Source organism: Bradyrhizobium sp. Ken01 (genome assembly GCF_055807355.1).
The window spans coordinates 1-20,378 of the sequence record NZ_JBVVPC010000026.1; the positions used below are offsets into that span (position 1 = coordinate 1).

At 61.6% G+C, this 20,378-nt stretch carries 20 protein-coding genes and 1 tRNA gene; 12 read left to right on the forward strand and 9 right to left on the reverse strand.

Translation table 11 applies throughout. The features are described 5' to 3' along the window. Positions 1 to 500: 500 nt before the first annotated feature. On the reverse strand, positions 501 to 965 hold the full coding sequence (locus tag AC0L3S_RS23250; protein WP_473281644.1) for a response regulator: 465 nt from the start codon (positions 963 to 965) through the stop codon (positions 501 to 503). Positions 966 to 1,662: 697 nt separating this feature from the next. Between AC0L3S_RS23250 and AC0L3S_RS23255 the strand changes: the two genes are divergently transcribed. The 3 genes from AC0L3S_RS23255 (at position 1,663) to AC0L3S_RS23265 (ending at position 3,306) form a co-directional block, all read left to right on the forward strand. Then, on the forward strand, positions 1,663 to 2,361 hold the full coding sequence (locus AC0L3S_RS23255) for a Crp/Fnr family transcriptional regulator (RefSeq protein ID WP_473264801.1): 699 nt from the start codon (positions 1,663 to 1,665) through the stop codon (positions 2,359 to 2,361). Positions 2,362 to 2,518: 157 nt separating this feature from the next. Beyond that, complete coding sequence (locus tag AC0L3S_RS23260) at positions 2,519 to 2,896, forward strand: Hpt domain-containing protein (protein ID WP_473281527.1); 378 nt, start codon at positions 2,519 to 2,521, stop codon at positions 2,894 to 2,896. Positions 2,897 to 3,057: 161 nt separating this feature from the next. Continuing rightward, positions 3,058 to 3,306, forward strand: a complete 249-nt coding sequence (locus AC0L3S_RS23265; protein WP_007604412.1) for a hypothetical protein — start codon at positions 3,058 to 3,060, stop codon at positions 3,304 to 3,306. Positions 3,307 to 3,381: 75 nt separating this feature from the next. Here the strand turns inward: AC0L3S_RS23265 and AC0L3S_RS23270 are convergent, their stop codons facing one another. Further along, positions 3,382 to 4,005, reverse strand: a complete 624-nt coding sequence (locus AC0L3S_RS23270; protein WP_473281529.1) for a helix-turn-helix transcriptional regulator — start codon at positions 4,003 to 4,005, stop codon at positions 3,382 to 3,384. A 338-nt stretch (positions 4,006 to 4,343) separates the two neighbouring features. Between AC0L3S_RS23270 and AC0L3S_RS23275 the strand changes: the two genes are divergently transcribed. Next, a complete protein-coding gene (locus AC0L3S_RS23275) occupies positions 4,344 to 5,507 on the forward strand; it encodes a hypothetical protein (RefSeq protein WP_473281531.1) in 1,164 nt (387 codons plus the stop codon). A 545-nt stretch (positions 5,508 to 6,052) separates the two neighbouring features. Then, positions 6,053 to 7,261: an EAL domain-containing protein gene (locus AC0L3S_RS23280; RefSeq protein ID WP_473281533.1), complete on the forward strand. Its 1,209-nt coding sequence runs from the start codon at positions 6,053 to 6,055 to the stop codon at positions 7,259 to 7,261. A gap of 13 nt (positions 7,262 to 7,274) precedes the next feature. Here AC0L3S_RS23280 and AC0L3S_RS23285 read toward each other — a convergent pair whose 3' ends face one another. From AC0L3S_RS23285 to AC0L3S_RS23300, 4 genes are all read right to left on the reverse strand, one after another. Continuing rightward, positions 7,275 to 8,135 carry a DMT family transporter gene (locus AC0L3S_RS23285; protein WP_473281535.1) on the reverse strand — a complete coding sequence of 287 codons (861 nt, stop codon included), beginning with the start codon at positions 8,133 to 8,135 and terminating at the stop codon, positions 7,275 to 7,277. Positions 8,136 to 8,788: 653 nt separating this feature from the next. After that, positions 8,789 to 9,271 carry a hypothetical protein gene (locus tag AC0L3S_RS23290; protein WP_473281537.1) on the reverse strand — a complete coding sequence of 161 codons (483 nt, stop codon included), beginning with the start codon at positions 9,269 to 9,271 and terminating at the stop codon, positions 8,789 to 8,791. A 45-nt stretch (positions 9,272 to 9,316) separates the two neighbouring features. Next, entirely contained in the window at positions 9,317 to 9,667 is a 351-nt protein-coding gene (locus AC0L3S_RS23295; RefSeq protein WP_473281539.1) for a hypothetical protein, read from the reverse strand. Positions 9,668 to 10,012: 345 nt separating this feature from the next. Further along, a complete protein-coding gene (locus tag AC0L3S_RS23300; protein ID WP_473281541.1) occupies positions 10,013 to 11,626 on the reverse strand; it encodes an anti-phage dCTP deaminase in 1,614 nt (537 codons plus the stop codon). Positions 11,627 to 11,701: 75 nt separating this feature from the next. Here AC0L3S_RS23300 and AC0L3S_RS23305 point away from each other — a divergent pair, with 75 nt between their 5' ends. Then, positions 11,702 to 11,881 carry a hypothetical protein gene (locus AC0L3S_RS23305; protein WP_473281543.1) on the forward strand — a complete coding sequence of 60 codons (180 nt, stop codon included), beginning with the start codon at positions 11,702 to 11,704 and terminating at the stop codon, positions 11,879 to 11,881. 152 nt (positions 11,882 to 12,033) lie between these two features. Here the strand turns inward: AC0L3S_RS23305 and AC0L3S_RS23310 are convergent. Continuing rightward, positions 12,034 to 12,123: transfer RNA gene (locus AC0L3S_RS23310), tRNA-Ser, on the reverse strand. A 452-nt stretch (positions 12,124 to 12,575) separates the two neighbouring features. Further along, a complete protein-coding gene (locus tag AC0L3S_RS23315) occupies positions 12,576 to 13,721 on the reverse strand; it encodes an ROK family protein (protein ID WP_473264791.1) in 1,146 nt (381 codons plus the stop codon). 333 nt (positions 13,722 to 14,054) lie between these two features. Between AC0L3S_RS23315 and rplU the strand changes: the two genes are divergently transcribed. The 3 genes from rplU (at position 14,055) to AC0L3S_RS23330 (ending at position 15,562) form a co-directional block, all read left to right on the forward strand. Then, on the forward strand, positions 14,055 to 14,447 hold the full coding sequence (gene rplU, locus AC0L3S_RS23320) for a 50S ribosomal protein L21 (RefSeq protein ID WP_007604396.1): 393 nt from the start codon (positions 14,055 to 14,057) through the stop codon (positions 14,445 to 14,447). Positions 14,448 to 14,544: 97 nt separating this feature from the next. Then, positions 14,545 to 14,814 (forward strand): 50S ribosomal protein L27, encoded by a 270-nt coding sequence (gene rpmA / locus AC0L3S_RS23325; RefSeq protein WP_007598923.1) that lies wholly within the window; start codon positions 14,545 to 14,547, stop codon positions 14,812 to 14,814. Between the two features lie 154 nt (positions 14,815 to 14,968). Further along, on the forward strand, positions 14,969 to 15,562 hold the full coding sequence (locus tag AC0L3S_RS23330) for a GNAT family N-acetyltransferase (RefSeq protein ID WP_473281545.1): 594 nt from the start codon (positions 14,969 to 14,971) through the stop codon (positions 15,560 to 15,562). 178 nt (positions 15,563 to 15,740) lie between these two features. Here the strand turns inward: AC0L3S_RS23330 and AC0L3S_RS23335 are convergent, their stop codons facing one another. Beyond that, positions 15,741 to 16,655 carry a DMT family transporter gene (locus tag AC0L3S_RS23335; protein WP_473281547.1) on the reverse strand — a complete coding sequence of 305 codons (915 nt, stop codon included), beginning with the start codon at positions 16,653 to 16,655 and terminating at the stop codon, positions 15,741 to 15,743. Between the two features lie 127 nt (positions 16,656 to 16,782). On the opposite strand from AC0L3S_RS23335, the gene AC0L3S_RS23340 reads away from it, so the two are divergent. The 3 genes from AC0L3S_RS23340 (at position 16,783) to AC0L3S_RS23350 (ending at position 20,268) form a co-directional block, all read left to right on the forward strand. Continuing rightward, positions 16,783 to 17,262 carry a MaoC family dehydratase gene (locus AC0L3S_RS23340; protein ID WP_473264786.1) on the forward strand — a complete coding sequence of 160 codons (480 nt, stop codon included), beginning with the start codon at positions 16,783 to 16,785 and terminating at the stop codon, positions 17,260 to 17,262. Between the two features lie 101 nt (positions 17,263 to 17,363). Next, positions 17,364 to 18,404 (forward strand): GTPase ObgE, encoded by a 1,041-nt coding sequence (obgE, locus tag AC0L3S_RS23345; RefSeq protein WP_473281550.1) that lies wholly within the window; start codon positions 17,364 to 17,366, stop codon positions 18,402 to 18,404. A gap of 229 nt (positions 18,405 to 18,633) precedes the next feature. Further along, positions 18,634 to 20,268 carry an alkaline phosphatase family protein gene (locus AC0L3S_RS23350; protein WP_473281552.1) on the forward strand — a complete coding sequence of 545 codons (1,635 nt, stop codon included), beginning with the start codon at positions 18,634 to 18,636 and terminating at the stop codon, positions 20,266 to 20,268. Positions 20,269 to 20,378 lie beyond the last annotated feature (110 nt).

The following is a 20,378-nucleotide window of genomic DNA, read 5'->3' on the forward strand; positions in this document are numbered from 1 at the left end:
CTTCACCAGCTGATTGTCCACGGTGTCCAGGCTCTCACTGGTTTCCGTCAAAAACTCCCGCAACAGATCATCCATGAGCTACGCCTTACTGACCTGGATCTGGACCTCGACACCCGAGCCGCGCTGGCATGAGCGGAAGTCCCCACCTTGGATCGTTAGACATCCCCTTTCACGGTCCCGTTAATTTCATCCTCCGTGCTAATACGGATATTGAAGACAAGTTTGCCGTTCGACCGCATGCGACAGCGTTTTTCGGCAAAACCGGCCCCACGCCGCAACGGCGAGACGCGTGAGGTGAACGTGCCGATAACAGCGGGACCAGGCGCGCGGGAAAGCCCTGCTTGTGAAGGACGATATGCGCGGTCTTCGCGGAATTGGATCGAACCGCCTGCAATCCGCGGCGGTCCCGCCACTTTCGCTTGGTGCTTTGCCGGGATACGCAAGACCCGCATTTGCGGTAAACGAACCGTTACCCGCGTCCACTGCGGCCGGTGCCGGCGCTAACCCAGGCGCGCGGCCGAGGCGAGGTCGCCGTGGGGACGGTGCTCCGCCAGGCAATCGGTGATGGCGGCGAGCAGCGCGTGCGGCGTGAACGGCTTGCGCAGACACCGCGCCGCACCGAGCTCCAGCGCCATCCGGAGGAAATCGGGAGCTGGCGAATTCAGATTTGCGAACGCGTAGCCGGACATCGCGATCAGCGGAACGGCCGGCGCCCCTTCGTGAAAGATCCTGACCGATTCGAACCCGCGCATGTGCGGCATGAAGATATCGATGATCATCAGATCGAACTGTTGGTGTTCGAGCGCGCGAAGTCCGGCTTCCCCTCCTTCGGCGATCGTCACCCGAAAATCGTTGCGCTGGAGATAGACCTCGATGGCCATGCAGACCATCGGGTCGTCGTCGACGACGAGAATATGGCGCGGATCTTCTGTCCCCGTTTGAGCTTCCCGATTTGGCGATTCAATAATTGAACCGTGGCGCACGCCATGCTCCTTTGCTCGAGAAATGGACTATTGAGAACGTCCTTGGCGGAGCGGGAAAGAAGATTGACGCGGAATCTGCGGCCACGCGGCGCCAAACTCCGAAGCAGCGTTTGACGACGGCAGCCACTCGTCCGACCAAAGAGAGTGCACGGATCGACCGGCGTCCGATGACAGCGCGGATGCAGTGCTTCCGGCCCATGAAGGCCCCCTTGCCGCTTTTACCTGCACAACGTCGCAGGGCTGGCGCGCCGGCTGATGAGCGAATCAGCGGGCAATTCTCATTTCCGCCGCAAATGGCCCAGCTTGTCTGCCCCCCAACGGGTATACGCAGGGCGACACAACCATTACAATAAGGTTTGCTGCCGCACAACCGGATGACGAACCGGACGCGGCGCGGATCAGTTCGAAACGCATCGGATCAACCATGACCGCGACCGTCCTCCGACCGATGCTCCAGTCGACCGATCTGGATCTGCTGGGACAACAGCTCGGCACCTTGGAAATGGTCAGTGAATCTGTCTTGGCGAGGCCGACGTGCAGCGGCGCTGACTGCGATCGGACAACTTGTCCCAATTGCCAATATATCCCGACGGGAACATGATGGAACTTACCCGGACGGCAAGCAGTTTCGGGTGCTGCGGCCCACTGGTCCGGGAGACGGGAGGCTACTTTGGAAACGATGGTGCGTTCCTCCAACGGCTTCCTGTCCGCGCTGTCGGCAGACGATTATGAATTGATCCGCCCGCACCTGCGTACGGGCGATCTGCCGCATGACGCGGTGCTGGTCGAGACCGGCGAAACGCTCAAGCGCGCCTACTTTCCTCATCGCGGCGTCATCTCGCTGGTGGTGGAGCTCGCCAGGGGCGAGCACGTGCAAGTCGCCATGATCGGCCGAGACAGCCTGCTCGGAACGCTCTCGACCATGGGGGATGCCTGCGCGCTGAACACGGCCATCGTGCTGGTTCCCGGCTCCGCCTCGATGATGGACCTCGACCGGCTGCGCGTCGCGGCCGACCAGAGCGGCACCCTGCGGACGCTGCTCACGCGTCACGGACTGGCGGTCTACGCGCAGGTGCAGCAGACCGCGGGCTGCAACGCCGCCCATCCGGTGGAGTCGCGGCTGTCGCGCTGCCTGCTGCACACCCATGACCTCTCCGGCGACTACCGGCTGCTGCTGACCCAGGAGGCGATGGCGCAGATGATCGGCGCTCGGCGCAACAGCGTGTCGCTGGTCGCCAATACCTTGCAGCAGGCGAATTTCATCAACTACAGCCGCGGACACATCCAGATCCTCAACCTGGACGGCCTGCGCCAGACGGCGTGCGAATGCTACGCCACCGTGAAGGCGCAGTATGACCGGCTGCTCGGCCCGCGCTGACCGGTTCTGCGGCGTGGTAAACCGGCCGCTAATTCCGGCCCGCAAACACGGATTGTCCTGCTATCGGAACTGAAATCCAGATGCCGTAGACACGGACGTGCCGCGCGCGCCTGTACGGGCCGGCGGCAAACGAACCGTGATCGAGGCAGGCCAAACCATGTTCGAAGTCACCGTCGCGCCTGCGCAGACAGCGCTCGATGCCGAGCCCGCGCGCGAAACGGGCGCGTATCAGGCGCTGGTGCGCGAGATCGGCGAGGACGGTGCTTGCGAAGTGCGCGACGTGTTCTGGAGCGAGACCGGCGCGCGTCTGCAATTGTTCCGCACGCTCTCGCTCGCGCAGCACCATGGCAGGATCGCGCGCGAAGCGCATTCGCTGAAGAGCGCGGCCGGAACGTTCGGCTATGTCAGGCTCGCGGTGCTGGCGCTGCGGCTGGAGACGACCGCGGAGAGGCTCGGCGACGCCGGATTTCGCGACCTCCTGGACCTGATGGACGCGGCCTACGCCGCCGCACGCGCGCAGGAGCCGGCGGACTAGATTCTTATTTGAGGCGTTTTCTTCACGCCAAACGGTATTCACCTCCCTCGAAAACGCTCCAACCACTCACGCGTGCATGCCCGCCGTACTTCTACGGCTTGGGATTTTCACAGATGGCTAATCATAGGCAGCGATAGTCGCCGGAAACCAGGAGGGTTTCCATGTTCACCTACGAGACCGCGGACCAGAAAGAAGTTCGCCGCTTCCGCATCGCACAGTTCAACGGCCGGATGGCAACGGTGGCCGCTGGCGAGGCGACGGTGACCGGCTTCGTGCGTTCGGTGCTGGAGCAGGAATCGAGCATGCCGCCCCGCTGGACCATCACGATCATTCCCAACGTGCCGAAGGAGGAGCTCAAGCCGCTGCGACCCTCGCCGCGCGCGCGTCCCTTCGCCGAAGATTATTTCTGAGCGTAGTCGAAGCCCCGGGTCTTCCACGTCTCACGCTTGGGCCTCGTCGCTGGCGGGCGGCCCGGGCAAGAGCCTTCAGTCGATCGAATGCAGCAGCGCCGCACGGACGAGGTCCGCCGTGTTGCGCGCACCGAGCTTCCGCATAGCCTCGGCGCGATGGCTCTCGAAGGTGCGCGGACTGATCTGCATCCGAAGCGCACCCTGCTTGTTCGAATATCCCTCGCTGATCAGCCTCAGCACCTCGCGCTCTCGCTTGGTCAGCCGCTTCTGCCCTGACAGGCCGACGATTTCGGCGGTCGGCACCCGCTGCGGCTGTGGCGCGCGCGCGAGCTTTAGTTCGGCGTCCTCGGCCCTGGACGCGATCGGCAGGCCGCCCGTGGGAGAACCGGCCAGCCGTTTGACGAGGCCACAAACCCGCTCGGTCTGCACCAGCGCATTCTCCACGACGCGCTGCAAATAGGCACGATCACCCGTCACCGGCGCGAGCTGATCGCTGTGATGCTTGATCTCGCCCATGTAGAGCAGGAGCGCCGTGAGGGGACCGTTGAGCTCGCGGGCGATGGCGGCGGCCATTTCGTCGGCCGCCTTGGCGCGGGCGGCGTTCAGGCGGACGACATCGAGCTCTTCAGTTGGAGCGGCGTTGCTTTCGTACCATTCCGACGGCCGCGAATCAGTGGCCGTATCATTCTGTGACCCCATGTCACTCGTTTAGCGGAACCCAACGCGATCTGTAGTTAACTTTTTGCTCCGTAAGACTACGGTGAATTTGGCAGTTTTGTGCTGAAAGCCCGGCACAGGCACACTTTATGCTTGAGTAGCAGCGGCTCTCAACATTCCCAGGTTGCTGAATCTGCCCAACCGATGGGCGGATGACACGAAGTCTTCTTAACGCCGATCCGCGCCGATTACCTGCGGACCCGGATTTTACGGATATATTAACGGCGGCTTGCTTCTCTATGTCGCAATTGAGAGCGCGCAAATGCCTCCATGCATGCAGCCGGTAGGCCTGCTGGAATCGTTGCGGAAGATTGCGTGCCATGAACGACATCGACCAGCTATCGAACTTCTTGCAGAAGCTGACGCCGCTGTCGCGCAGCTGCCTGCTCAGCGAACTCGAACGGCTGGAGCTGTGCGGCATCGACATGCCGGGCTCGTCCGACCTCCAGTCCCGGTTGCGCGCCGAATTTCGCAAGGACGGATCGAGCCAGGCGCGCGCCACCAGCCCCTCGCGCCATTTCTTTGCACCGCTCGAGCTCCTCCTGATCGACGGCGCGCCCGAGCATGCCAATATGGGGCGGATTTCGCGCAACACCCTCACCCCGATCTGGGAGTGGATCTGCCGCGACCTGCTGCCGACCATGGCGCGCGACTACATCAAGGCGATCAACGACCAAGTCGCCGCCAACAACCAGAAGGAAGTGCAAAAGATCGCATCGATCTTCCAGACCAAGGTCGTCAAGGTTCTCGAAAGCACCCTCGCATCAGCGGAGAGCACCGAGTTCGCGCGCGGCAAGCTCGCGCAATACACGGCATCGCGCACCGCCTTCGACGACGTGAAGAAGATGCAACATGTCCTGCGCGCCGGCGCCGCGCTGCCGAAGTTCAACGAAAGGCTGCCCGAGAAGATCGCGAAGTTCGACGACGGCCAGGTTGATCAGATCACCGCACGATTGGACGCCTTCAAGAAGGCCCATCCCGAGGCGCTGCCGTTCGCGCTGACGCTGGTGGCGAGGCGGCTGAAGACGTTCTGGCAATTGGTGCGCCTTGCCACCAAGGCCGCCGCGAGCAAGAGCGCTGCCGATGTCGCCGCCACGCCCTATGCCTGCGTCGTTCACATGGTGCTCGACCAGCTCGACGACAGGCGCCTCGCCTTGCGCATCGCGCTCCGGCACAACCGGGTGCTGATCGCGCGCGACCTGCTCGCCGAGATCTATGAGACCGAATATGCGCTCAAGGTTCGGATCGACGGCATCGAGCAGTGCGAATGGGGCATTCGGCTCCAGCAATTGATGGACGCGATCGCGGCGCTGGTGTCCGCCGAGGTGAGCCGCTTCCCCTCCAATGTCGGCCACATTCTCGGTTCGCGCCGGCTGCGCAGCCACGACACGCTCGGTGGAAAGCTGTCCTATCTGGCCTGGAAGGGACGCGATGCGATCGAGGACGGCGCGGCCGCGTTGCGCAAGCTGATCGGCCAAACCTGATCCCGCGCTAATGCGCGCGCGGCAGGCACAGGAAGCGATCGAGAAATCGCCCTGACAGCACGAACCTGAACCACCAATACATTATTCGCCGCGACGTCATTGCTGCGATCCTCGACAGCCCACCACCGGCTGCCCACAGCAATAGCGCACGTGCAGCAATCCGCTTGTGATGTGCTTCACATTGGCGCCGGCGCGCACCGGCGCGTTGTCGCAGAACCGTCACGAGCGAGCCGGGAAAAATGCGCGCATGACGCGCAATTGAGGCGCTCCATTATTCAGTTGGGCGAGGCGCGCGCGGCTTGGTCCAATTGCAGGACAGTGCGCGTGCATGCAGCCGCACGGCACGTCGCGAAATCTCCAGTGATTGGCGCAACCCTGCGCCCGATGCGCGGGCAGACGTAAAAACTTCTCGAACAAGACGCAGACAATTTTAGATATGATGGGTGCTTTAACGTTACCCAGATAATTCGACAATCGACTGAAGCCTTCCATATTTGAAACTGCTCACGTCGCTAACACACCGGCACGGAACGGGAGTGCTTGCGATGAACGACGAAATTGTAGAACTCGCCGAACGAAGGCCGAAGACCTTCGGACGGCGAAAGATGAAGCCGCGCGCCTGCGTGGCCGACGGCAAGCGCCATCTGCGCGCGTTTCTCGCGGAAGTGCTGGAGGATCTCGGCTTCGTCACCACCGAATGCGCCAGCGCCGAGGAGCTGCAGAGCGTGCTGACGAGCGAATTGCCCGACCTGATCCTGCTCGGCATCGCCGCCGACGGCATCGAGCCCGGCACATTTCTGGAGACGCTGGTGCGCGAGGCCTTCGACGGCAGGGTTCTGACGGTCGGCGCCCGCGAGTCGATCATCGTCAGGGCGGTGCAGCAGGTCGGCGAGGAATACGGCCTCAAGATGCTGCCGCCGCTGACCACGCCCTTTGCCGCGGAGACGCTGCGCGAGCGCGTCGCGATGCTGTTGCCGCAGGAGCCGGCGCCGAGCCCGGCCGTGCATGTCGGCGAGGCCCTGCACGCCGGCTGGCTCGAGCTCTGGTACCAGCCCAAGATCGACGCGCGCACGCTGATCCGCAACGGCGCCGAGGCGCTGGTGCGGATGCGGCATCCGACCTGGGGCGTGGTGCCGCCGGCCTATTTCATCCCCGAAGAGCACGACCCGCATCTGCGCGACCTCTCCGAATTCGTGATCGAGCGCGCCATGCAGGACTGGCACTATCTGCTGGAGCAGCAGAGTCCGGTCGACCTCGCGATCAATTTGCCGGCGTCATATCTGAAGGAGCCGCAGGCCGTGCGCGATCTCTGCCGCCGCATGCCGACGCATCCGGCGTTCGGCGGGCTGACGATCGAGATCGAGAGCGAGGAGGCGATCCGCGACCTCGATCACCTCGTCGAGGTCGCCCGCGAACTGCGTCTGCACAATATCGGCCTGTCGGTCGACAATCTCGGCGCCAACTGGCCGTCGCTGATGGACTTGGGCAAAATTCCCTTCATCAAGCTGAAGGCCGACCGGCACTTCGTCACCGGCAGCGGCACCGATCGGCTCAAGCGCACGGTGTGCCGCCACATCGTCGAGCTTTCACATGGCTACGGCGTGCACGCCGTCGCCGAGGGCGTCGAGAGCCGCGCCGACCTCGTCACCGCCAACGAGCTCGGCTTCGACCTCGTGCAGGGTTTTCTGTTCGGCAAGCCGATGCCGCTGAAGAAGTTTGCGCGGAGCACGCTGACGCGGACGGTGATGGGGTGAGAGTGAGGCGGCCTCAGGCAAACCGCCGCGCGAAGAACACGCAGGCGACCACGAGTGCGGTTGCGACGATCATGCTCCAGGCCACCGGTTCGTGCAGCAGCAGGCCGGCAAGCGCGAGGCCGAAGAACGGCTGGAGCTGCTGCAACTGGCCGATGCGGGCGATGCCGCCGATCGCGAGCCCGCGGTACCAGAAGATGAAGCCGACGAACATGCTGAACACCGAGACATAGGCGAGCCCGATCCAGGCGGGCACACCGACGCCGCTCCATGTCGGGGGCCAGGTGAGAATTGCGACCGGCACCATCAGCGGCAGCGACAGCAGCAGCGCCCAGGAGATCACCTGCCAGCCGCCGAGCCGGCGCGACAGCGCGGCGCCTTCGGCATAGCCGAGCCCGCACAGCACGATCGCGGCGACCATCAGCAGATCGCCGGTGAGCGATGCGGTGCCGTCGTTGGACAGCGCAAAGCCCGCGACGGTGGCGCTGCCCAGAACCGCGAACAGCCAGAACATCGGCTGCGGCCGCTCGCCGCCGCGCAGCACGCCGAAGATCGCGGTCGACAGCGGCAAGAGGCCGATGAAGACGATCGAATGCGCCGAGGTGATGTGCTGGAGCGCAAGCGCCGTCAGCAAGGGAAAACCGACCACGACGCCGATCGCGACGATGGTGAGCGAGACGAGATCCCCGCGCGCCGGCCGGGCCTGACGGAGCAGGCCGAGCACGGCCACGCCGATCAGCGCCGCGATGACCGCGCGCACCGAGGTCAGGAACAGCGCGGAGAACCCGCCGACCGCCACGCGCGTCGCCGGCAGCGAACCGCTGAAGATGATGACACCAAGAAGCCCGTTGCCCCAGCCGGTGGCGGAAGAGTGCATGTCCGTTTTGCCTTGTCGGTGGTGACCCCAACTGCAGAGGCCAGCCGGGGTGGCGTGACGATTACCTGTAAGCTTTCCAAGGCCCAACAACAAAAGCGCGAAAACAACCCCATGCACAGTAGACGGGGACTGCAAGATCAATGACTTACGCGGGGGCGGAATCGGACGGCTACACGGTCATCGTAGCACCGGCGGATGCGGATGAAGTCGCGCGTCGTTTGACTCGTCGGGCAAAACAGGAGCATGATGCTATCATTGCAAAGCGCGTGAGCGAGGATCGAACTATCACCCCGCTTTCTGGTAAGGCGCATTGAACTCGTCCTCGATGGTGAGCGCCTTCGCCTAGCGAATTGCTAAATCCTCGCCAATCAACAACTTCAGCACACGTTCAATCTCGACAAGCCGATCGCCGCTAGCGTTTTCGCGCGACTTCTTCGGGCAATCTTGGTGGAAGGTGCCTGCAGCTAGGAAGATGCCACGTCGGAACGTCTCTGGATCGCGCCTCGGAAGTCTCGGACTTCCATTGCCTACATTGGAGTGGCTAATGAACGAAGCCCTTTTGGAAAGGCGGGAGGTATCAGCGCTGCTGCCTGAAATTAAGAAGGATTTTATAAAGCTATCGACTAGTAGCGCTCTAAAGGCTTCCACGGATACTATCTTAGCCGTTGGACACCAATCGCCTTTGAGGCGCCATCGACTTTCATTTTATAGCCGCCGCCTGCGGCATACACCAACACCTTAGGCATGTAGGCGTAGTGGTACTCGTAGTGATATTCTGTTTGCTGCCAGATTTGCCCGTTAAGCAGCTTGACTATAGTTTCTCCCTCCCAGCCATTGAACTCCCCATCGACCTGGGTTTCTATCGCACCGCTGCCATTGCCGGCACTTAGTCGGCCTGCGCCTTTGGCAGTCTGATAGCCCTGCTGGTACATTCGGATCAACGCCCCTCGCAGGGCGTCTCGCTTCGCCAGAGGCATGTTAGAAATGCCAAGCTGCGCTTGCTCATCCGCGGAAAGCATCTGCTCCAACTGGATTGTATCTTCGGCTAAGGCGTGGTCGACAAAAAAAAGGGGGAGGCAAGTTGAGCCGAGAGAAGCTGCAATAAACATGCGAATACGCGGGTGGAACAGGACCATCGAAAAACTCACCTGAGGGATATGGAAGCAACGGGCATTTTCCGGTCATCCTTGTTTTTTCGCGCAAGCTTCGACTGCGAACGCACATTGCTCGCCACCGGTCAGAAGCCCACCAGTCGGCCCGGAATAGTTGACCTGACTGACAACTCCACCCTGAATGACGATATTAACCGTGCAGAAGCGCGCGGTGCTAACGCCGGTTGCGGAGCCGAACGTGTTGACCGTACCCGACACGTTGTTGCCGGAACGCGTTGCGTTGAAATTACCGTCGGTGCCCGCGACTACTGTCGTTGATCGGTAACCGTTCCCTGATGGATAAGACCAAATCTCTGTTGCCCCTTCCGCAGCCTTTGATGCAGCTGGCCCCATGCAAGTAAAAACTTGCTCTTTGGTCATTCCGACCATCGAGGCTTTTGCTTCCTGGGCGACTTGCGAACGCTGAATTGCACAACCCGACACCGCAACACTAAGCGCGCAGATTCCGAGGACACGCATAAATCAACCCCCAACACCTAATCAAAGCTTTCTTAGATTTATGCAATTGGCGTTTGCAATTTCCTCTGCTCCTCCCCCGATTAGGCCACGCTCACCAGCAACAGCAAGCGATGGATGGCGGATGCACGGCGGATCGTCACCTACGCACCGTGCAATCAGAATACGCTTAAGCAGCGGACTGTACGGCAGACGCAGTCGCGAGAGAGATATTTCGAAGCTGCTCCGAAATTTCCTCCCAAAACCAGGCTAGTTACCTTTGCTCTTGTCACTCGCGGTTACGACTTCCTCTGGGTTAGATGCCCCAGAATTTGGCTCCAACGATCCTAGCAGTTCAAACCACTCCAAATTCTCGTCTTCAAGGTAAGCGGTGGAAACCAGCTCCAACATGGGCGTCGGAGGATCGGTTAAATATCTTATCGCCGCGCCGCTGCTGTTCTTTCGCCTTCCCTTCTGAAAGATATCTCGATAGCGCACGGGAGAGATGCCAAGAAAAGGCAAAAATGACACTTTGCCGGAAGTGACTTTCTCGATTTCGATTTCGTTTGTGTGTAGATCCTTAGCTCGGCTTTTGGGATAGGGCTCCATGTAGACAACACACTTAATCCCGGCCGCCAAAATGTGCTTCGTGCAGTTGTGGCAAGGAAACGTAGTCACGAATAACGTGCTGCCCTTTAGGCTGCGACCAATACGGGCAGCATCGCAAATCGCGCACATCTCTGCGTGAACTACCCGCCCGAACTCGGTTAAATCAAGCACGGCACAACGAGCTAGTGGGCCATCCTTTTCATCGACCCCTGGTCGTTTTTTCCGCGTAAACTCTTCAACCATTTCGGCCGGGCTTCCCACCGCCTTAGCCTTCTCAGAGAGCAATCCCGATCCACTCATCTTGTCGAAAAGCTCGCGCAGCAATTCAGTTTTGACAAGATCGTTGGGATCGAACCCTAACCGAACGTCGCGAAAATCCGGCTGTTCCAAGTCCCAGTAAGTGCCCCCGAATGCTTTCGGAACCTCATTGCAGCCTTGAGTAATTAACTCGCCGTCGTCTGAGAAGATTGCTGCACCTACTTGTCTGGACAAATCACTTGAGCGAAGCGACGCCGACTTGGCCGCATACATTCCATATTCTTCCTTGGAGGGCGCAATGTCAGTACGTCCGAAAAAGGCCTGAATAAATCTGTTCAGCTTTTCTTCCATTTCCGGCCGAGAAAGTCCGTCAATGAAGACATCGGCTCGATGAAACGTCTCTCGGACATTTTGCCCGAATTCTTCATCGTCCTCTCTTGCATCCTTTTCGATAAGCTCAAGTGCTTTGCACGAGATTTCGTGAGGCGGCGTGGCGGGGGGCAAGCTGCGCCGGAGACGCTCCTCCAGCAGCTTTTGACGCTGCTCAGAAGAGCCATAAGCGGATACTAGAATGAACTGGCGTCCATAGACACGGCGCAGGAGACTTGCTTCGTCAGGTCTTTTCAACTGCCGTATGACATAAGCAATCGCGCGATCAGAGATCGTATTCCGATCGCTTGTTATCCTTTCTCTTTCATCACCGATGGCGCGCAATGCGATACGACCCATGGTCGCAAAGTCGGAAAACTCCTTGCAAAGAGCATTTGCATAGTTGATCTTAAAATTCACATCAGAGTAGAAATCTTTGTCGATAGGAACTTGGACGGGGTACCGCTGGAGTTTGTAGCGCTCCCCTCTCAACATCTCCTTCGTGAGATGGACGGTGTGAGGTTCGTATCCGACTGCGCGCAGCGCGCTTGCTAGCGCTTCGCAAATTGCTTCAACGTTGACGCCCATTGGACCAACAAGTCCGAATACAAGCTCAGGTAGCAATTTCTTTCGCGCCGCGCTTGACATAGGAACTCGACGTTAGTGTTTGAATTGTACCGGTTTGGTGCAAGGGTCAGCAGATTGATTCGGCGGGAACGAAAAATGGCAAAAGTCTCAATTCGCAAGGAAGATTACGAGCGGATTTTAGAAGTTGCCGAGAGAGCGGCAAGGCGCACAAATTCGCGGGTTGTCGTCGCGATGGACCGCGTGGATTTAGAAGAGCCGTCCGAAACAACTCGTCCCGACGCGCACGATCGATCGGCTGCTTTGAAATTTTCCTGATACCTAGTTGTCATTCTCGACAACCCTGAGATGATTGCAAGGCTCTTGCACTCAAGTTGCGCTTCTTTGACCTATTTTGGGGGCCCGCCGTCTGGGCCAAGCGCTGAGTGTTCCTCAAACTTCTCTTCTGTCAATGACTTAGACGTAATGTTTGGCGGAGAGGGAGGGATTCGAACCCCCGATAGGCTTGCACCTATGCCGCATTTCGAGTGCGGTGCATTCGACCACTCTGCCACCTCTCCTGAAGGCGCCAAGTAAGGAGCATGGCCCCTGTGGTTCGGGCGTTAATAGGCGAGGACGGCGGGCCAGACAAGGCGCGAAAGGGGAAAATCCGCTGCCTGTTTCACCGCTTCCGCTCTGTTTCTCGCCGCGCTATCAATAACCGGCACCGTTTCCTGGGCTACCCCCCTCCCTGGCCCTCCCCCACATCCGCCTTCGCCCGAAGGCGGGCTTCGGCGAGACAATCGCGGGGGAGGGAACGCACCTTTATCGAGGCGCGAGCCCGTCTCATTCATTATGCGCTGAAAAAGGGGTGGGACCGCCAGACGCGGTAAACACTGGCGGTCCCGGTGCCGCTCATTGAAATACTGGCTGGGAAGGGCGGCTTCGCCAGCCAGGTGAGGCGACGGTTCCGACCGTAGCGTGCGGCCAGTGCACCGCAACGCAATCCGGTTCTTAACCTAACCAGTCAAGGTTACTCCTTGTCGGTCTTGGCTTTTTTCTTCCCGTTCTCCGTGGAATCGCGGTCTTTGCCGTTATCCTTGTCCTTGCCGTTGTCCTTGCGGCGGTTGGTGAAGCGGGCATTGCCCAGCCCGGTGCCGATGGTGAGCACGCCCCAGCGATCGACGTCCTGCATGAACGGCACCTCGGAGAGGCCCTGAACCACGCCGTCATTGTGCATCAGGATCGCGGTGTCGTGCTCGCCGATGGAAGGGATGCCCTCGAGCAGGCTCGCCGGCAGGTTGAACTTGCTGCTCTCCCAATTGCCCGGCAGGTTCTGCGCGCCTTTCTCAATGGAGCCGTCCGCGTTGATCACGCCGGGACAGGCAATGCCGATGAACGGCGCCAGCTTGAAGCCTTCCTTCTCGGCCTCGGTGATCAGCCCTTTCAGCATCTTGGTGAGCCGCTTCACCGCGCCTTCGCGCGTCGGCTCGTCGTCGGCATGACGCCACAGCTCGGACTTCACGACCTTGGCTTTCGACAGGTCTTTCGCCTTTTTCCAGCTGGTCTCCACCAGGCCGCAGCGGATGTTGGTGCCGCCGATATCGACGGCGAGGATGCTGTCATGAGCTTCGAAGATCCATGACGGCGCCAGATGCAGCGCGCCGATCAGGCCGGCCTCGTCGGGGTGATGGCGGATCGGCACCATGTCGATCTTGAAGCCCTCAGCGATGAGGATGATCTCGGTGCGCGCGATCGCGAGCTCGCCGAGCCGGGAATCGCGGAAACCACCGCCGACCACGATGCGCTCCGTCTTGGCCCAGGCCTTGGACTTGAGGAAACGGCGGGTGACGTAAGCGAGCTCCTGGGCAAAATCCTCGATGGCGCTGTGCACCACCGCCCAGGCCTCGGTGTCGTCGCCGACCAGGATGGCGTCCAGCGTCTTCTTGCTGATCTCGTCCGACGGTTCCTTGCCGAACGGGTCCTCGCCGGACTTGCGCAGCGGCTTGCGCCAGCGCTCGAGGATCTCGCGGAACGCGCCCTTGCTGGCGCGGTCGCCGATGAAGCCTTCGTCGTCCCTCATCTCGATGTTGAAGCTGTCGATATCCACCGACGGCAGCCGCTCGGCGCCGTGATGGGCGATGCCCGTCGTCGTCTTGACCAGCTCGTCTGTTGCCATGGTAGCCCCTTGCCCGTGTGACTGAATTCGCCGGGACAACGGCGGGGGAACCCGTTGGTTGCGACGTCGTCGGAAATTCGCCAGCGGGGCCGGATCGGGCCCAAATGCTTCAAATCCGGGCCGTTTTCGCCGGCTTTTCCTTGACTCCAGGGGATCAGCGGCTATAAATCCCGCAACCGGCGCGGGGCGTTTCTCGCGCCGCTTGTTTTTGCGTGGGTTTTCAAAGGGATAACTTCCGCCCGCACAAAACTCGCATAAACCCATAACGACTGACAAAAAGCCGGCCCCGACACTCTGTCGCGAGGCCGGGAATGAACACGAAGGAAAACAACGATGTTCGCAGTCATCAAAACCGGCGGCCGGCAGTACCGCGTCGTTCCGGATGATGTCCTGGAAGTAGGCAAGATCGAAGGCGAAGTCGGCTCGATCGTGCAGCTCAATGAAGTTCTCCTGGTCGGCGGCGACACGCCGATCCTGGGTCTGCCCACGGTCGCAGGCGCCTCCGTTGCGGTCGAGGTGCTCGACCACAAGCGCGGTCCCAAGGTCATCGCCTTCAAGAAGCGCCGGCGCAAGAACTCGCGCCGCAAGCGCGGCTATCGCGACGAGATCACCGTGCTGCGCATCTCGGAGATCCTGACGGACGGCGCCAAGCCCACCAAGGGGCCGCGTCCGAAGCGGGAAAAGGTCGCCAAGCCAGAGACCACGACCGAAGAGGCCGCCGCATAATTTGATCACGCGCCATCACGAATTGATGCGTGAGAAATTGTGAAATGATTCCGTCAAGGAATTGATCTAGAAATACGTAGAATTTCGGAGACGAGCCATGGCTCACAAAAAAGCAGGCGGTTCATCGCGCAACGGTCGCGATTCCAAGGGCAAGCGCCTCGGTATCAAGGCGTTCGGCGGGGAAGTTGTGATTCCCGGCAACATCATTGCGCGTCAGCGCGGCACCACCTGGCATCCCGGCCTTAATGTCGGCATGGGCACGGACCACACCTTGTTCGCCAAGGTCGAGGGCCGCGTAACGTTCCAGGCCAAAGCCAACGGCCGCACCTTTATCTCGGTACTCCCGCTCGCAGAGGCGGCTGAATAGACGGTGGATCAAATTTGGAGTCCGCCGGGTCCCAGACCAAACCGGCGGAGTCCTTGAGATCACAGAGATCGAAGGCTCCAGGGGAGGCGGGAAACCGGCCTCCCCTTTCGTTTGCGTGCTGAGTTTTCACTTAGTGACTTCGACGGAGCCGGACATGTTGCAGGACTTTTCAAGCGTGACCTTGCAGGAGGCGAGACCCAGCGTCGTCGCCACCGAACGGCTGACCTTGCGGCGGCCGACCCTCGCCGACGTCAGGACCATCGCCCTTCTCGCCAACGACCGCCGCGTCGCCGACAACACAAGGCGCCTCCCGCATCCCTATTCGCAGGACGACGCTATCGCCTTCGTCCGCGCCACCGCCGCGCCCGGCAGCGAGACCGTGTTCCTGATCGAGCATGACAGCGGCCCCATCGGCATGGTCGGCATCGACTGCTCGACGCCCGACAATGCCGAGCTCGGCTATTGGCTCGGCGTCGAGCATTGGGGCCGGGGCTTTGCCACCGAAGCCGCGCGCGGCGCGATCGACTTCTTCTTCGAGGAGTTCGAGGACGATCATCTCTATTCAGGTGCGCGCGTCACCAACCCGGCCTCGCGCAACGTGCTGGAGAAGTGCGGCTTCCAGTGGAGCGGCGTCCAGTTGCATCGCTTCCTGGCGCTGGGCTCGTCCACGCCCGTCGACTGCTTCCGCCTGTCACGCGGCGTGTGGGCGTCGCTGAAGAGCTGGAGCAGTGCGAGGCGGGTGAGGTAGGCCGGAGGCGCCTCAATCACAGCTGTCGTCCTGGCGAAAGCCAGGACCCATTACCCCAGCGAGAAGTCGTGGCGCGAAGTGCCAACCACGAGTCTTCGCCTAACTCCTCCCTGGGGTAATGGGTCCTGGATCTGCGCTCCGCTTGTCCAGGACGACGCTCGAATTTATTGGGCTGTGATCACGCCGGCGGATTCACATCCAGGTCCCCGCGGCCGAGATCGCGCTCACGCAAGTAAATATAGAACCCGGCGCCGATGATGATCGCGGCGCCGACGATGGTGGCGATTTCGGGCACGTCGCCGAACACGACGAAGCCGAAGATCACCGCCCAGACGATCATCGAATATTGATAGGGCACGACGACGCTGGCCGGCGCGAGCTTGAGCGAGCGGTTGACACAGAACAGCGCCGTGACCGAGACGCATCCCGCCAGCGCGAAGATCACGAGGCTGCCCGATGTCGGCGGCACCCAGTGGAACGCCGACAGCACCGCGCCCAGCACAAACGTGCCGACGAATTGCGACGACGCCATCACGATGTCGGGCGTCTTGCGCAGGCTGCGGGTGATCAGCATCAGCGTTGCAAAGGAAAGACTGCCGCCAAGCGCGATCAGCGCCGGCAGGCTCACCGTCTGCGCCGAGGGCCGCAGCGCGATCAGCACGCCACAGAAGCCGATCAGGATCGCCGTCCAGCGCCGCCAGCCGACCTTCTCGCCCAGGAAAATCGCCGACATCGCCGTGACGAAAATGGGCCCGGCGAGATAATAGGTGATGACGTCGGCGAGCGGCAGATAGACCGTCGCAAGGAAGAAGGCCGCCACTTCCAGCGTCGATAGCACCACGCGGAAGAGCTGGAGGCCCGGCCGCTCCAGCTGCAGGAACTGGTGACGCTGCCGCCAGACCAGCGGCGACAGCAGCAGCAGCGCCGCGCAGGCGCGCAGGAACAGCAGCTGCCCCACCGAATAAGTCCCGACCAGGAACTTGCCCATGGCATCGCCGAACGAGAACATGAAGATCGACAGCACCATGAGCGCAATCCCGGCGAGCCGCGCCGAGCGTTCGTCATAGGCCGAGAGATTCTTGAACAGGGGCATCGAGCGCCGTTGTAATGACGCAGGCCGTCGCGACAAGCCCGCGTTGGACGAATTGAACGGATTGTCGCAGTCTCCGCGTCGCGGTAGCGACAGGTGTCTCACAAAAGAGCCAGGAAAGAGCTTAGCCATGATCGACTTCGACCCGGCCCGGCATCGCATGATCCCGGCGCAACGCTGGTTTGAGGATTTCGTGGTCGGCGAGCGCTTCGTGCTGCCGAGCCGCACGCAGACGACGGCGGTGTTCGCGGCATTCCAGACCGCGAGCGGCGATACCCATCCGGTGCATTACGATGTGGAGTATTGCCGCAGCCGCGGCATGCCGCATCTGCTCGCCCACGGTTTCCAGACGCTGATCCACACTGCACCCGGCGCGGGCCTGTTTCCGTTCATGGTCGAGGACTCCCTGGTCGGCTTCCTCGAGCAATCCAGCCGGTTCCTCAAACCGGTGTTCGCCGAGGACACAATCTATCCCGCGCTCGATGTCACCGAGCTGGTGCCGGGACGCTCGACCGGCGCGGTGACGCTCAAAAGCACCGTGTTCAACCAGCGCAAGGAGCTGGTGCTGGAGGGCACGCAGAAATTCCTGATCCGGCGCCGGCCCAACTAACGTCGTCCCGGGGTTAAGCACGCCCCAAAATCGCGGAAATTCGGCCGATTTGCGGGTCTATCCGGGTTGCCGCGCGGGACCGGCTGGCCTACCTATGGCCCATGAAATTCCTTGACGAAGCAAAGGTCTATATCCGCTCCGGCGACGGCGGAAACGGCTGCGTGGCGTTCCGCCGCGAAAAATTCATCGAATTCGGCGGCCCCTCCGGCGGCAACGGCGGCCGCGGCGGCAATGTCATCATCGAGGTCGCCGACGGGCTGAACACGCTGATCGACTACCGCTACCAGCAGCACTTCAAGGCTCAGAAGGGCGAGAACGGCTCAGGCTCGGACCGCCATGGCGCCAACGGCAAGTCGATCGTGCTGAAGGTCCCGCTGGGCACGCAGATCTTCGACGAAGATCGCGAGACCATGATCCACGATTTCACCACGGTGGGCGAAAAATTCGTGCTGGCCGAAGGCGGCAATGGCGGCTTCGGCAACGCCCATTTCAAGACATCGACCAACCGCGCGCCGCGCAATGCCAATCCCGGCCAGACCGGCGAGGAGCGCTGGATCTGGCTGCGGCTGAAGCTGATCGCGGATGCCGGCCTCGTCGGCCTGCCCAATGCCGGCAAGTCCACCTTCCTCGCCAAAGTCAGCGCGGCCAAGCCGAAGATCGCCGACTATCCCTTCACCACGCTGCATCCGCAGCTCGGCGTCGTGAATGCCGACGGCCGCGAGTTCGTGCTGGCTGATATCCCCGGCCTGATCGAAGGCGCGCATGAAGGCGTCGGTCTCGGCGACCGCTTCCTCGCCCATGTCGAGCGCTGCCGCGTGCTGCTGCATCTCATCGATGCGACCTGCGAGCATGCCGGCAAGGCTTACAAGACGGTGCGAACGGAGCTGGACGCCTATGCCGGGCAGCTCACCGACAAGATCGAGATCGTCGCGCTGAACAAGATCGACGCAGTCGAGCCGGACGAGCTGAAGAAGCAGAGGGACCGGCTGAAGCGCGCCGCCAAGAAGACGCCGCTGCTGCTCTCCGCCGTCACCGGCGACGGCGTGCAGGAAGCGCTGCGCGCCCTGGCGGATGTGATCGGCGAGAGCCCGGTCTCCGCGAAAGCGAAGAGCGCGGCCGAAGCGGAGCCGTGGTCGGCCTAAACTCACGCCGTCGTCCCGGCGAAGGCCGGGACCCATACGCCGAGGCAGCGGTGGCAGCGCGAGAAGGTCATTGCCTGTCTTCGCCAAACCTAATTCGGTGGTTATGGGTCCCGGCCTTCGCCGGGACGACGTTGGAATGTGAAGTTGCGAGAAGGCGCATCACCAACTTCTTGTCTTCGCGCCCTCGATAGCGCAGCATCCCACAATCAAGACACGGCAGGGATCACGCATGGCGCGCGCGAAGAACGTTCTCTGGATCATGTGCGACCAGCTTCGCTACGACTATCTCGGCTGCACCGGCCATCCCACGCTGAAGACGCCGAACATCGACGCCATGGCGAAGCGCGGCGTGCTGTTCAGCAAGGCCTATGTGCAGTCGCCGATCTGCGGCCCCTCGCGGATGTCGTTCTACACCGGGCGCTACATGCGCTCGCACGGCTCGCACTGGAACGGCTGGCCGCTGCGCGTCGGCGAGCCCACGCTCGGCGATCACCTCAAGAAGCTCGGCGTGCGCAACGTGCTGGTCGGCAAGACCCACATGGCGCCCGACCTCGAAGGGATGAAGGCACTCGGCATCCCGCCGGAATCGATGATCGGTGTGCACGTCGCCGAATGCGGGTTCGAGCCCTATGAGCGCGACGATGGCCTGCATCCCACGGGGCGGCCGCGTCCGAAATACGACGAATATCTGCGCCAGCAGGGTTTCGATGCGCCCAATCCCTGGGAGCATTGGGCCAATTCAGGTGCGGCCGAGGACGGCTCCCTGCAAAACGGCTGGCTGCTCGTGCATGCCGACAAGGCCGCGCGCGTGCCGGACGAGCATTCCGAGACGCCCTACATGACGCGACGCGCGATGGACTTCATCAGCGAGGCCGAGACCGACGGCAGGCCGTGGTGCCTGCATCTGTCCTACATCAAGCCGCACTGGCCCTATATCGCGCCCGAACCCTACGCCAGCATGTATTCGACATCGGACATGATCCCGGTGATCCGCTCCGAGCGCGAGCGGCAGAATCCGCATCCGGTGTTCGGCGCCTATATGGACATGCGCTACTCCCGCAACATGGCGCGCAATGATGCCCGTGAGAAGGTGATCCCGACCTATATGGGCCTGATCACCCAGATCGACGACCAGATGGGCGTGCTGATGAAGTTTCTCGAGGAGCGCGGCCTGCTGGACACCACCATGATCGTGTTCACCTCCGATCACGGCGATTATCTCGGCGATCACTGGATGGGCGAGAAGGATCTGTTCCACGAGCAGTCGGCGAAGATCCCGCTTGTTATCATCGATCCCTCGAAGGAGGCGGATGCGACGCGCGGCACGCGCAACGATGCGCTGGTCGAAGCCATCGATCTCGCGCCGACCTTCGTGGATTATTTCGGCGGCAAGGTGCCGGGCCACATCCTCGAAGGACGCTCGCTGCTGCCGCTGCTCCGTGGCGAGAGCCCGCCGGATTGGCGCAAGGTGGCGTTCTCCGAATACGACTATGTCATGCAGGACGTGCGGCTGAAGCTGAACCAGCCGATCGAGCGCTGCCGCCTGTTCATGGTGTTCGACGGCCGCTGGAAATACATCCACGCCTCGGGCTTCCGCCCGATGCTGTATGACCTCGAAACCGATCCGGAGGAGTTTCTGGATCGCGGGGACGATCCCGATTGCGCCGGCATCATCGCGCGGTTGCAGGCGGAGCTGTTCGACTGGGCGCTGCATCCCAACGACCACATCACAACGTCCCGCGAGAAGATCGCGGCCTATGCCGACAACCAGCTCCAGGTGAAGGGTGGCATCCTGATCGGCATCTGGGACGAAGCCGAGCTGGCGTCGATCAAGGACGGCATCGCGCAACGCGCGAAGCTGTAGGTGAGCGGAACGAGGCTCTCTCAGCTCGTCATGCCCGGGCTTGACCCGGGCATCCACGTCTTGCGTCAAGTGGCGGTGCACGTGGATGGCCGGGACAAGCCCGGCCATGA